Source organism: Blastocatellia bacterium (assembly GCA_035275065.1).
Taxonomy (GTDB): domain Bacteria; phylum Acidobacteriota; class Blastocatellia; order UBA7656; family UBA7656; genus DATENM01.
Map to the genome: position 1 here is coordinate 137,789 of DATENM010000035.1, position 12,276 is coordinate 150,064.

At 61.2% G+C, this 12,276-nt stretch carries 12 protein-coding genes and 1 tRNA gene; 4 read left to right on the forward strand and 9 right to left on the reverse strand.

The window, feature by feature from the left end; all coding sequences use genetic code 11:
• Nucleotides 1–44 precede the first annotated feature (44 nt).
• Entirely contained in the window at nucleotides 45–404 is a 360-nt protein-coding gene (locus tag VJ464_07305) for a response regulator (protein ID HKQ04922.1), read from the forward strand.
• A gap of 74 nt (nucleotides 405–478) precedes the next feature.
• On the opposite strand, the gene VJ464_07310 is transcribed toward VJ464_07305, so the two are convergent.
• The 6 genes from VJ464_07310 to gap form a co-directional block, all read right to left on the reverse strand.
• Nucleotides 479–560, reverse strand: a tRNA-Leu gene (locus VJ464_07310).
• A 67-nt stretch (nucleotides 561–627) separates the two neighbouring features.
• Nucleotides 628–1,080, reverse strand: a complete 453-nt coding sequence (gene secG / locus VJ464_07315; GenBank protein ID HKQ04923.1) for a preprotein translocase subunit SecG — start codon at nucleotides 1,078–1,080, stop codon at nucleotides 628–630.
• A 12-nt stretch (nucleotides 1,081–1,092) separates the two neighbouring features.
• Nucleotides 1,093–1,821 carry a triose-phosphate isomerase gene (gene tpiA, locus VJ464_07320; protein ID HKQ04924.1) on the reverse strand — a complete coding sequence of 243 codons (729 nt, stop codon included), beginning with the start codon at nucleotides 1,819–1,821 and terminating at the stop codon, nucleotides 1,093–1,095.
• Between the two features lie 54 nt (nucleotides 1,822–1,875).
• Nucleotides 1,876–2,454: a hypothetical protein gene (locus tag VJ464_07325; protein ID HKQ04925.1), complete on the reverse strand. Its 579-nt coding sequence runs from the start codon at nucleotides 2,452–2,454 to the stop codon at nucleotides 1,876–1,878.
• Between the two features lie 14 nt (nucleotides 2,455–2,468).
• Nucleotides 2,469–3,665, reverse strand: a complete 1,197-nt coding sequence (locus tag VJ464_07330) for a phosphoglycerate kinase (GenBank protein HKQ04926.1) — start codon at nucleotides 3,663–3,665, stop codon at nucleotides 2,469–2,471.
• A 93-nt stretch (nucleotides 3,666–3,758) separates the two neighbouring features.
• The gene (gene gap / locus VJ464_07335; protein ID HKQ04927.1) at nucleotides 3,759–4,766 is read right to left on the reverse strand and encodes a type I glyceraldehyde-3-phosphate dehydrogenase; all 1,008 of its coding nucleotides are present in this window, start codon (nucleotides 4,764–4,766) and stop codon (nucleotides 3,759–3,761) included.
• 230 nt (nucleotides 4,767–4,996) lie between these two features.
• Between gap and VJ464_07340 the strand changes: the two genes are divergently transcribed.
• The 3 genes from VJ464_07340 to VJ464_07350 all read left to right on the forward strand — a co-directional run bounded on the left by VJ464_07340 (nucleotide 4,997) and on the right by VJ464_07350 (nucleotide 7,561).
• Nucleotides 4,997–5,356, forward strand: coding sequence for a cupin domain-containing protein (locus tag VJ464_07340; protein ID HKQ04928.1), 360 nt, complete (start codon nucleotides 4,997–4,999; stop codon nucleotides 5,354–5,356).
• 3 nt (nucleotides 5,357–5,359) lie between these two features.
• The gene (locus tag VJ464_07345; protein ID HKQ04929.1) at nucleotides 5,360–6,517 is read left to right on the forward strand and encodes a dihydrodipicolinate synthase family protein; all 1,158 of its coding nucleotides are present in this window, start codon (nucleotides 5,360–5,362) and stop codon (nucleotides 6,515–6,517) included.
• A 591-nt stretch (nucleotides 6,518–7,108) separates the two neighbouring features.
• Complete coding sequence (locus VJ464_07350; protein HKQ04930.1) at nucleotides 7,109–7,561, forward strand: helix-turn-helix domain-containing protein; 453 nt, start codon at nucleotides 7,109–7,111, stop codon at nucleotides 7,559–7,561.
• Between the two features lie 75 nt (nucleotides 7,562–7,636).
• Here VJ464_07350 and VJ464_07355 read toward each other — a convergent pair whose 3' ends face one another.
• The 3 genes from VJ464_07355 to VJ464_07365 form a co-directional block, all read right to left on the reverse strand.
• Nucleotides 7,637–9,097, reverse strand: coding sequence for a hypothetical protein (locus VJ464_07355; GenBank protein ID HKQ04931.1), 1,461 nt, complete (start codon nucleotides 9,095–9,097; stop codon nucleotides 7,637–7,639).
• 84 nt (nucleotides 9,098–9,181) lie between these two features.
• Nucleotides 9,182–10,858 carry a 6-pyruvoyl-tetrahydropterin synthase-related protein gene (locus tag VJ464_07360; GenBank protein HKQ04932.1) on the reverse strand — a complete coding sequence of 559 codons (1,677 nt, stop codon included), beginning with the start codon at nucleotides 10,856–10,858 and terminating at the stop codon, nucleotides 9,182–9,184.
• A partial coding sequence (locus tag VJ464_07365; GenBank protein HKQ04933.1) for a hypothetical protein occupies nucleotides 10,848–12,276 on the reverse strand: 1,429 nt, incomplete at its 5' end. The genes VJ464_07360 and VJ464_07365, both read right to left, overlap by 11 nt.

The window sequence follows — 12,276 nt, forward strand, 5'->3', positions numbered from 1 at the left end:
CGTGGCTTACCATAGGGAAGACGCTTGAAGGCCGAGGAGATAACGTGCCACACAAAATCCTTGTGGTCGAAGATACGTTTGACACCCGCGAGCTGGTCAAGACGATGCTAGCGCTCGAAGGTTATACGGTTTACGAAGCCGCGGATGGCAAAGAAGGCCTGGCACAGGCACTGGGGAAGCATCCCGACATGATTCTCACAGACATTCGCATGCCAGGGATGAATGGCATCGAGATGGTCGCCCGGCTCAGGCAAGATCACTCGTTTGCGAAGACGCCGATCCTCGTCTTGAGCGCTTTCGGCGACGAGATCACTCAGGCGATCAACGCCGGCGCCAATGGGGCGCTGCTCAAACCGGTCATGGTAGAAAGCGTCATTCGCGCCGTGAAACGCCTGCTCGTCTGAAACGCAAACAAAAAGCCGCGCCGGCGACTCGTCGCACAGCGCGGCTGATGATTGAACCGTGTTGAACTTATCAATGGGGATGGAGAGACTCGAACTCTCACGGGTTGCCCCATACGCCCCTCAAACGTACGTGTCTACCAGTTCCACCACATCCCCGTATCACTTACAGCTCAAATAACAATTGCAATCTTACGCGCGCGGCCCGCGCCCTCGCATGCCGTGTCTACTTCTTGTTGGCATTCGCCTTGGCGGCGTTGCCATTCTTAGCGGCGTCCGTAGGCCGCGTAATCGTCTCAGGCTTGGCGGCTGCGCTATTGGCATTCGGCGCCGCTGTCGGTGCAGGGGCCGGCGTCAGCGGCACGGTTGCCGGTTGCTGCTCAGGCGCAGGCAGCGGCGCAGGCGCTGGCGCTTGTTCCGACTGATTGACGCCTTCACCGATTGAGCGCTTCTCGAAGATGCCGGGGATCGAGAAGAGGAAAGCGATTAAGAAGAAAACAATCGCCGCCGTAATGGTGATCTTGGCGAGCACCGTCGCCGTCCCGCGCGGCCCAAAAGCCGCCGTGTTCGCGCCGCCGCCGAAGACCGCCGCAGCGTCGGATTTGCCCGGCTGCAAAAGCACGAAGAGAATCAGCACGAAGCAAGCGACAATATAAAGCGCCATCAAAATGTAGTACACAACCGATTCCACCTATCTCGTTTTGTAATTCACAATCTGCGCGAACGACTCGGCTTCAAGGCTTGCGCCGCCAACCAGCGCGCCGTCAATATCCGCCTCGCTCATCAATGCCGCCGCATTATCCGGCTTGACGCTACCGCCGTAGAGGATGCGCATCCCCGCGGCAATCGAGTCGCCGAATGGCTCGCGGATTCGGGATCTGATGAAGGCGTGCATCTGCTGCGCGGTTTCCGGCGTTGCCGTGCGCCCTGTGCCAATTGCCCACACAGGCTCGTAAGCAATGATGATACGAGAGGCCTCTGTGACTGTCAAGTTGCGCAATCCGCCGGCTAGTTGCGCGGCGACAGCCTGTTCAGCGCGCCCGGCGTCGCGCTCGTCGAGCCGCTCGCCGACGCAGACAATCGGCAGCAGCTTGCTCGCGAGCGCGGCGATGATCTTGCGATTCACCGATTCATCGGTTTCGCCATAATACTGCCGGCGCTCCGAATGGCCGATGAGGCTATAGCGCGCCCCCGCGTCGGCGAGCATGGCGGCCGAGACTTCGCCCGTGAATGCCCCTTCCCCCGACTCGGCGGCCATGTCCTGCGCGGCGATCTCAACGTTCGAGCCTTCGAGGCGGTCGGCAAGCGCGCGAATCGCGGTAAAGGGCGGCGCCAGCACGATGTCGCAATGCGTTGCGGCGACGACCAACGGCTTAAACGATTGCACGAAGCCGAGGGCTTCGGGAATCGTCTTGTACATTTTCCAGTTTCCGGCAATCAGTGGTCTTCTCATGGTCGAGCCTGAGGATCGGGATTACGGCTTCGGCGCTGCCGTCGCCGTTTGCGGGCTGGTGCGCGCGGCGACGATGATGAAACGGGGCGATTGCTTATCTTTGCGAACCGTCACTTTGGCCTCGTTGTCATTGCTTTTCTTCAGCACCCACTCGGAATACTCCGGGTCCACCGTGCGGCTGGCAACCGTCCAGCCACTGCCTTTGATCGACTTGTCGTAAAAGGCGGTGATCTTGTCCATCGCGTCGTGCGTTTGCAGAGCGACCGAGAAGGTATCAAGATTTTCTCGCGGGCCGTACTGAACGTTGAGGACCGATGACTGCGGATAATTCGGCAGGTCTTTCGGATAGCCCCTGGTCATATCCATAAAGGCCGGCATCTTGATGGTCTGCGGTGGAGCCGAGGCCGTCGCCTGAGCGCCGGTCGCCGGGGCCGCGTTCGTATTTGTAGGCGGTAGCGCCCTCGGCGTTCCTTCAGCGCCCGCGCTGGCAGGCGGCGCAGGCTGATTCGTATTGATGTCTTTGTAGGCAGGGCCGTGCGGGCCACACGCCGCAAAGGTCACCGCCGCCGCGACGACAAGAACAATAAAACTGATTTTCATCCTTAACTCCGAGATCATTTATCCGTGAGCGCCGCGACTCCCGGCAAGCTATCGCCGGCGAGGAATTCGAGCGAAGCGCCGCCGCCGGTCGAAACATGAGTGACGCGATCAGCCACTCCGGCTTCGGTAATGGCGGCTACAGAGTCGCCGCCGCCGACAATCGTCGTCGCGTCTGCCGCGGCCACCGCCTGTGCGATGGCGCGCGTGCCTTGATCAAAAGGCGGGTGCTCGAACATGCCCATCGGCCCATTCCAGACGATGGTTCGCGCCGCCGCGACGCGCTCTGAAAAATCCTTTACCGCCCGCGGGCCGATGTCTAGCCCGGCCTCTTGCGGCTGAATCTCTTTGACCGAGCAGGTACGCGGCGTCGCCGTGCCGGCGTCCCATGCGGCTTTGTCGACAACGAGGTTGTCAGCCGGCAACAGGAATTCAACGCCGCTCGCCTGCGCCCGCTCAAACAGGTCGCGCGCCATGTCGAGCTTGTCGTCTTCGACCAGCGAGCGCCCGGTTTCGACGCCCTGCGCTTTCAAGAAGGTGTAGGCCATCGCCCCGCCGATCAACAGCGCGTCGGCTTGCTTCAACAGGTTTTCGATCACCGCGATCTTGTCAGAGACCTTCGCGCCGCCGAGGATCACGACGAACGGACGCTCGGGGTTTTCAAGCGCTTTGCCGAGGTACTTCAACTCTTTTTCCATCAGCAAGCCGGCGGCGGACTTTTCGACATGATGCGTGATACCTTCGGTTGAAGCGTGGGCGCGGTGCGCGGTGCCGAACGCATCGTTGACATAGAGGTCGGCGAGCGCCGCGAGCGCCGCGGCATACGCCGGATCGTTCTTCTCTTCTTCCGCATGAAAGCGCACGTTTTCAAGCATCAAGGCGTTGCCCGGCGTCAGCGCTTCAACCATCCCGCGCACTTCGTCACCCACAGAATCGGGCGCAAGCACGACGGTCTGGCCGAGCAGTTCCGACAAACGCCGAGCGGCGGGCGCGAGCGAATACTTCGGGTTCACCTGTCCCTTCGGCCTGCCGAGATGCGAGGCGAGTATTAGCCGTGCGCCATGTTCGAGCGCATAGCGGATGCTCGGTAGCGCCGCGCGGATGCGCGTATCATCGGTGACGTTGCCATTCGCGTCGAGCGGCACGTTGAAGTCTACGCGCATAAAGACGCGCTTATCGCGTAGATCGAGATCAGTGATCGAAAGTTTCGCCATAGTATTTAATGAGGAGCCTGGAGCGAGGAGTCAAAAGCAAGAGTCGAAGGCCGTGCCCGCTGCTTGCTTCTGACTCCTCGCCGCCTGCTTGATTTAGAGCCCCTGTTCCGCGAGGAAGCGGAGCAGGTCAACGACGCGGCATGAATAGCCCCACTCGTTGTCATACCACGACAGCAGCTTCACCAGATTGCCCTCAAGCACATTGGTGTATGGCGCGTCGAGGATGCTGGAGTTCGAGTTCTTGCGGAAGTCCACCGAAACCAGCGGCTCTTCAGAGTATTGCAGGATGCCGCGCAGCGAGCCTTCGGCGGCTCGCTTCATCAGCTCGTTGATCGCCTCTTTGGTCGCCGGCTTTTCGACCTCGGCGACCAGGTCAACGACCGAAACGTTCGGCGTCGGCACGCGCAGCGAGATGCCGTCGAGCTTGCCTTTCAGCTCGGGCATGACCAGGCCGATGGCTTTCGCCGCGCCCGTCGAAGTCGGGATGATCGAAAGCGCCGCGGCGCGCGCGCGACGCAGGTCCTTATGCGGCAGGTCGAGCAGTTGCTGGTCGTTGGTGTACGAGTGCACCGTGGTCATCAAGCCGCGCTTGATGGTGAAGTTTTCGTGCAGCACCTTGGCCACCGGCGCCAGACAGTTCGTTGTGCAGGAGGCGTTCGAGATGATGTGGTGCGCTTTCGGGTCGTACTTATCCTGGTTGACGCCGAGCACAATGGTGATGTCTTCATTCTTAGCGGGCGCCGAGATAATTACCTTCTTGACCGTACCGCCAAGGTGTTGCGCGGCGTCTTCGCGCTTGATGAAGCGCCCTGTGGATTCGATGACGATCTCGGCGCCGACCGAGGCCCAGTCAATCTTCGCGGGCTCGCGCTCGGAGAAGACGCGGAACTCGTCGCCACCCACGCGGATGCTGTTGTCTGTGGCGGTGATGTCGGCTTCGAGATTGCCGAGCACTGAGTCGTACTTCAAAAGATGCGCCAGCGTCCTGGTGTCGGTAATGTCGTTCACGGCGACGAAGTCGAAATCCCGACTCCCCAAGGCGGCGCGGAAGACGTTGCGCCCGATGCGACCGAACCCGTTAATACCAACTTTAATTGCCATCTTTATCAATCTCCTTATGACATTTGCTTGTGCCTGCTACATGGCTTCCGGTGCTATCCACGAAGCAACAAATTAGGCTAACCAACGCGCCATTGCTTGTCAAGAAACACGACAAGAACCGCCGCAGTGATATGGACTACCTATCCACACAATAGCGCGGCATAGGCGCACGCTTGACAACACCGGACGGCGTTTCTACGCTCACAACTGCAATGAACAACCAACCCCCCATCGAAAAAGTCAATCTCGCGGAAAAGCTGGCGCGCTTTAATGATCCCTGGAGCCCGAAGATCGTCGGCGAGATCAACGACGCTTACGTCAAGCTCGTCAAGCTCAAAGGCGAGTTCGTCTGGCATCATCACGCCGACGAAGACGAGATGTTTCTGGTCATCAAAGGTCGGCTGCTGATGCGGCTGCGCGACCGCGACCTGCACCTTGAAGAAGGTGAGTTCGTCATCATCCCGCGCGGCGTCGAGCATCTGCCCGTCGCCGACGACGAATGCCACGTCATGCTGCTCGAACCGAAGACGACGCTCAACACCGGCGAGACCACCAACGAGCGCACCGTCGCCGAGCTGGAACGCATCTAGGCCATGAAATCGATCAGCCAGCCGCAGCCTGCCAGCCCGCATGACCTGCCGCGCTCGACCAACGCGCCGTACTGGCAGTACACGCCGCGTCGCGGCTTGAGCATCCCCAGCATCACCGTGCTTGACGAGGCGGGAGAGATTATCGAAGACGAGCAGCGCCGCCTGCTGCGCCACCTCGCGCAAGGCGGGCACGGCGCGGACATCGTCTTTGGCGTCGGCACGACCGGCGAATGGAATCGCTTGAAGAATCGCCAGCGCCAGCAGCTCATTTGCCTTCAGGGCGACGAAATCGCCCGCATCAATGCGGAGATTCACCGTTGCGGCGGGCGGCCTGTCGAATCCTGGGTCGGCGTCACGGCGACGAGCCGTGCCGAAACCCTGGCCAATCTCGAATGCGCGCTCGACCAGCGCGCCGACGCTGCCGTCATCGCGCCGCTCTCCATCGGCGACGTGAGCGACATTACCGCATTCTTTCAGCGCGACGTGAGCGACCTCTTCGATAACGCGGGCCGCTGGCTGCCGATCTTTCTTTATGACAACGCCGACATCGCCTTTAATCCGCGTCTCCCGCACCTGCACACGCGCGACGTCAAGCGGTTGAGCCGGCTGCCATTCATCTTCGGCGTCAAAGTCTCGGCGGCGCGGCGCGTGCTCGGCAACTACACGAAGGGCGCCGGCCACTTCAAAGATAAAGGCGAGTTCGGCATCTATATCGGCAACGCCATGCTGATGTTTCAGGTCTTCAAGATGGAAGAAGGCTTTGTCGGGCGTGTGCGTGAGTACTGGAACCGCTACCTGCTGCACAACGAACTGCCGGTGGGCGTGGTCTCTGGCCCGGCTAACTGCCTGCCGCGCGAGTGGCAGCGCGCCTGGCGCGCTTGCTTCGCCGCCGACGAGCGATTGATGGCCGCCTATGGCTCGGCGTTCAGCGAATTCGAGCGCGCCTGCGGCTTCGTCGAAGACCACAGGCCGGCGGGCAAGATGATCGCCTGCTTGAAACATGCTCTGAAGCTTGACGGGGTTCTCCAGTCTGATGCGGTCGCCGCCGGTACGCCGCCATTGACCGACGCGCAGAAAGAAGAATTCGCTTCGGCTTATAGGGGAATTAAGGAAGCATTGCGACGAGCGACCAGCGACAATTGGGCGACGCGGGTTGAATAAAAGCAGGTGGCGTTAGAGATTGAGTGGCGAAAAAAAAGAGAGGAACTTCGGCAAGGCCCCTGGGTAAGTGACCTCTGCCGGCATTCCTCTCTAGCCGCTAAAGGAGAATTCAATATTTCAACGTCCGACGACGCCTGTGCCGATGGGCCGCAGCGTACGCGAAATCAGGTCGGCGACCCTGCGGGCAAATTGCTGTCCGCGCTCGCAGGCCATGCAGTATTGGCCGACTTCCAGGCAGGGAGAATCTCCCGGCCCCTGGACAACCCCCGTGCCCCGACAGTACGCACATGATGAAGGTTCGCCGCTCATCTCTACCTGTTCGCCTCGCCGATCATTGCTAATTTGACAACTTTTGCTGCTCGCCACTAATTACACTATTGAGCGGCGCCGCAGAGTATGATAAAAGAGCATCTGCGCCGATTCCCCGCCGCGTAATATTTTAAGCGGCTACGGACAGCGCAACGTAACTTGAGTTTCAAAAAGCATTTACTTTTTAATATCTTAAACCGAAGCGATATTAGCCCACAGGGCAAGCCATGTCAATAAAATATTGAGCAACGGCTCAATATTTTAAGCGGTGGGAGGTGAGTGATGCGGAGACTCGGCAAAGAGAAGCTGGCAGAGTACGTCAGTCGGGTGATCAAGCAGAAGCAGTTGAAGCTGCGCGATGTCGAGCGCCGGGCGGGCGGCGAGATCACCAACGGTTACGTTAGCGGCATTATCAACAACCGGATTAAGAACGTCAGCCTGGCGAAGCTCAAGGCACTGGCGCGTGGGCTGGAGGTGGACGTCTACGAATTATTTAAGGCGTCGATGGATGAGCCGCGCCAGCTCGCCGACGAGGTGGCGTCTTATTCCCAGCCCGATGTGCTATGGCTGCTGGGGATGATGCGCGAGATCGCCTCCACGCCTGAGCTGTTGAAGATTTTGCACGAGCTGGTGCAGATGGAGCCGCAAGATCGTGAGATGGTCATTCGCGTCGTTGAATCGATTGGCAAGAGCAAACGGTCACCCCGTCACGCCTCGGGTCGCCGTCGCGCCTAGCCAACGCCCGCATCTTTTGTGCGGCCTGGCGAAGCCTTGAGGCGGGTGTCGCCAGTTAACCTTCTTCTGTCTGATTCAATTCTTTTTCGAGCGTTTCTTGCCCGGCCGCAGCAGGTCACGCGGAATCACCTTGGTCAACTTTCTGATATAGGTCGGCGTGACGCCAAGAATCGAGGCGGCGTCGCGGGCGTTGCCGCGCGCTTTGTAGAGCGCCCGCGCCCATAGCCACTTGAGCAGCGCGATCTTGGCGTCGGCGAGCAGTGGAATCTGGGCGTCGGAGAGAATGAAGAAGCGCTCCTGGTCGAGCGCGTTGATACGCCGCCGCGCCGCTTGGCACTCGCGCCGCAGATCGGGCAGCGGGCGTTTGCCGAGCCCCGCCTCGACTTCACTGAGCAGGTTGCAGGCTTCGACCGGGTCGGTCAGGCAGAGCGCCTGCGCCAGCAGCGCTTTCATCTCGATCTCAAGCAGCGACGCCTGCAACTTCTGCGCGATGTCGAGCCCCTCCCATAACACCGTGGCGGCTTCCTCGTCCCGCTCCAGCGCCAGATACAGCCTCCCCATCGTGCGGCGGATTTCCGCGCGTTGCGATTGGCTGTTGGCCTGTTCGGCAATCTCCCAGGCAGTCGTCAGCATGCGCGCCACGGTGTCGAAATCGCGCCGCGCCATATAGACGCGGGCTTTGATCTCGTAGGTCGAGGCGATCTGTGTGCTGCGCGCCCACGCGCCTTTTTCGAGTGCCAGGTTGGCGGCGGCTTCGGCCTTATCCAAATCTTTCAGGCAGACGAAGGTCGCGGCGATGTTGTTCATCACCAGGTAGATGTACTGGTCGTGCTGAATCTGCTCGAAGGTCTCGTGCGCGTATTCCAGGTACTTGAGCGCCGTTTCATGCTCGCCCAGCACGTTCAGCGCCAGCGCCACGTTGACCCGTGCCACCGCCAGGTTGTAATCATCATGACTTTTCAGCAGGATGCGAATGCCGCGCTCCAACTGTGTGCGCGCTTCTTCGACGCTGCCGATGCGATGCAGCACCGCACCGAGGCAAAGATACGCCAGCCCCATGCGGTACGAGCGCGCCTGTGCGGCGTAAACCGCGATGGCTTCTTTGAAGCAATCGACCGCCTCGCCCCAGCGCTCCAGCGACCACAGCGCCTGGCCCTCGATCTGCAAAGCCTCGCCGACCACGAATTCGTCATCGCGGGCGCTGGCAACCGTGCGCGCCGCCTTGGCCAGCTTGAGCGTTTCGCTCGGCTCATGGCGGCGGTAGCGGTAAATCGCTATCGTCAACATGACGCGCGCGGCCCGGCCCAGCGGCACGCGGTCAAGGTCTTCGATGTACGGAGCGAGCGCCATCTCCATCTCTTCGACGCGCCCGCTGCGCCCGCTGATTTCGGCGACCAGCAGCCGCAGACGCAACGCGTCGTCCTCGAACTCCGGCAGCGCCTGCCAGCCGTCGGGCAATTGCGCGGCGATGCGGTCATAATCGCCGGACTCCCTGAGCGACTCAAGCGATGCCAGGTCAAGAAGATTTCGCTGCATACATTTCCTTTCCGGGAAGGACAACCTTGGGCTTGTCGCATTGTCAGTCACACCGCATAACCTGTCAAGCGCAAACCGGCGGGCTCACCGCCTCGCCATGCGGCGGCGCTTCAGGTGATGGCGTAAGCGGCTTGCTGGCAGCATCGCCGCCGCGATGACGAGCGCGGAAAGGCTAATGAAGGCGGCGAGCGTTCGGTCTTTTGTATTTTCGAATACGACGGTCACCTGCTGCCTTCCGGGCGGCACGGCAATCAACATGGTTTTAAGTATCGGATGGGTATCGATCAGCGTCGGCGAATCGTTTACGCTCGCCGTCCAACCGGGATACATCAAGGTGTAGACGTGCAGCACGCCGCCCGTCGGCGAGAGGGTTTCGATGACGCGCCGCTCGGGCCGCCATTCGCGCAGGCGCGCTTCGTCGCCGGGCGAAGCGTTAATCAGTTCACAGCTCTTCTGACGCGGCAGCTCATAGACGCTCGGCGTACCGGACGGCGTAAAATCCTGCTCGAAACGGTCAGCCGGGGCGGCGAAGGCTGTGCGAAGATTGCTAGCGCGGGCTGCCGCTACGATACCAAAAACGAGGTTGCCGAACAGGAGCAAGAGCGCAACCCATGCAAGCGCGCGAATCCGCCGACCGCGAACGGAAGTGAACAGGTGATCCATTGCAATCCCGGCAAGCATCGCCGTCGCCAGCATCGCCAGGGCTAGCCAGCGCCAGACGAAGGCCACTGCTGCCATTCCCGGCAGCGCGCCCACTAATGGCCTGACCAGCGGCAGCAGCGGAATGAGTGACAGCGCGCCGACCACTTTCCATGCGGCAAAATGATTCTCGATTAACGCGTCGTCCGCCTCTGGCACTCGCCGCCTCGTCGGCCAGCTCAAGGCCGTCATCAGCAGGGCCGTTGCCACCGCGACCGCGCCGACCAGTCGTTCAAAGCGGTTGCCTGCCAGCAGCTCGTTAATGAATCCCATGTGATGGGTGAAGAGATCGGTGACGCTCTGGTTGACCAGCGGCTTCTCGATCAGTGCCGGCAGCGCGTAGAAGGCCGCGAGCCCGCTGCCAAGAATAACGACGCCCAGTCCGCCCGCAAGCGGCTGCCAGCGTTTTGCCCGCGCCGCATAAAATATAACAAATACCACAAAGGCGAGCGTGAACAGGTAAGCCGTCGGCGGGTGCGTGAGGACGAGCAGCGCCAGCGCCAGCGCGCCGCCCGCTATTGCCGAGGCGCTGAGCCGCTTCGTCAGTTTTGCATAGGCCAGCATCACCAGCGGCATCCACACAAAAGCAATCAACTCTGCGAGCGCGCCGCGGTGATAGAGGTCTAACAGGTGATAGGGCGCTAGGACATAAAACAACGCCGCGATGGCGCTGGCGGCGGGCGACGCCAGTGTCCGCGCACAGGCATAGAGCGCGACCCCTGAGCCGAGCGCGGCGAGCGCGACGACGACTTCCAGCGCCTTTGGCCAATCGCCGGTGATGGCGTGCGCCGCCGACAGCGCGTAATAGAGCAGCGGCGCATAGAAGATCGTTGTCGCCGCACCGTAACCGCCGTTCATGCTGCCGAGCCAGCGCGGCAGCCACGCGCCCGACCGCAGCGTTTCGTCAAAGGCGAGCATTCGCGGGTAGTGAATGATCAGGTCGCCGGCTTCGGGCATCCGCCCCTGCGCCGCGTAGAAGAACGGTAGTGACGAAGCCAGCGCCACGCCGCCGATCACGCAGAGCCAAAACCGGTCGCTTCGGTATGCGAGATCAGCCTTCATTGCTTTTCGCGCCCCGTCGCCGCAAAGTAATCACCGCTACAGAAGCGACCGCGAGGCAGACGAAGGCGGCCAATGTCGTGAGGTCGGCGGCGCGGCGCACAGGCGTCGGGCGATAATCGAGCCGGACTTCGTGGGCTCCCGGCTCAAGCGGCACGGCGATGTCGCCAAGCGTCACTTCTCCAACCACCTGCGCCGGCTGGCCGTCAATCATCGGCGACCAGCCCGGCGATTCGAGCTTGCGAATCAACTGCTCCTCACCGTTCGCCGCGCGGACGCGAAGCGCCTGGCTGCTTTCAATCGTTGCGGGCTGCTCGTCAACCGTCGCCGTCCAGCCGGGATAATTGAAAGTGCGCAACAAGAGGCGGTCGCTGCCATTTAATTCGACTCGCACCGCGCGATGCTGCGGTTTCCATTGCTCAACTCTGACACGGCCAGCGCCGCGTTCCAGTTCAGCCGCTTCGACGAGCGGCAGGTGAAAAACGTCGCCGTAGCCTGTACGCGGCATCAGCGCATAGTTGTGCGGCTCGGGTTCGGGAGTGAAAGGCGGGCCGTTTGAATAAGGCTTGACGACTTCTTCATAGCTGAACCATGTGCCGCCGATGACGACCCAAAGCGCGAAGGCAAAGGCCAGCCCGGCTTCATGCCCGCGCCACGACGGACGCAGTCGCCGGACGACTTCGACGCAGGCCCCTGCGAGCAAGGCGACGGCAAGCGTGACGATGCCGAGCATTCGCCACGTAAAAATGCCGATATCAATCTTCGGAATGTATCTGCCAATCGGGTACGACAGCCGGGTCATCATAAACAAAGCGAAAGCGCCGAGCGCCAGCCACATCATCACTCGTGCTTTGAGCGGCGACCATCGGCGCATCACTCGCGGTCTCAACAGCAGCAGCGCCACAAAAGCGAATGCAATCAAGATGGCATTCAGTATCCAGTGGCGGTCAATGAGGTCGAGAAAATAGTCCGGGTGGCCGGCATAGACGCCCAGCCGCACCAGCACATAGCTGTCGTGGTAAGGATAATCGTTCGTGACGTTGTCGCTATTGACGAGCGATTGTTCCAGGGCGGCGGGAAGGATGTAAGCCGCCGCCAGCGCCACCCCCAGCCCCAATCCCACTCCCACCCGCAGCAGCCCGCGCCACTCCCGCCGCACCATCCCCAGCACCATCATCGCCACCCCAAACCCCAGGCTGTACTGATACGCCGTCGGCGGATGGCTCCAGATGAACCCCCCGTAGCTCACCCCCAGCAAAACTACCCACTTCAAGCGCTCACCCCACCTCGCCCGACAACCGCCTTCGCCGCCCTTCTCCATCAACCCTTCGCCCGCACCCAGCATCAACGGCATCCACACAAACCCCAGCAACTCGGCTATCGCTCCCCGCTGATACTGGTCCAGCAGATGATACGGCCCC

Excerpts from the sequence above, each read along its gene's own strand:
- gap (HKQ04927.1), bottom strand. The coding sequence starts at position 4,766 with ATGGCAATTAAAGTTGGTATTAACGGGTTCGGTCGCATCGGGCGCAAC.
- VJ464_07355 (HKQ04931.1), bottom strand. The coding sequence starts at position 9,097 with ATGCAGCGAAATCTTCTTGACCTGGCATCGCTTGAGTCGCTCAGGGAG.
- VJ464_07325 (HKQ04925.1), bottom strand. The coding sequence starts at position 2,454 with ATGAAAATCAGTTTTATTGTTCTTGTCGTCGCGGCGGCGGTGACCTTT.
- VJ464_07330 (HKQ04926.1), bottom strand. The coding sequence starts at position 3,665 with ATGGCGAAACTTTCGATCACTGATCTCGATCTACGCGATAAGCGCGTC.
- tpiA (HKQ04924.1), bottom strand. The coding sequence starts at position 1,821 with ATGTACAAGACGATTCCCGAAGCCCTCGGCTTCGTGCAATCGTTTAAG.
- VJ464_07360 (HKQ04932.1), bottom strand. The coding sequence starts at position 10,858 with ATGAAGGCTGATCTCGCATACCGAAGCGACCGGTTTTGGCTCTGCGTG.
- VJ464_07345 (HKQ04929.1), top strand. The coding sequence starts at position 5,360 with ATGAAATCGATCAGCCAGCCGCAGCCTGCCAGCCCGCATGACCTGCCG.
- VJ464_07350 (HKQ04930.1), top strand. The coding sequence starts at position 7,109 with ATGCGGAGACTCGGCAAAGAGAAGCTGGCAGAGTACGTCAGTCGGGTG.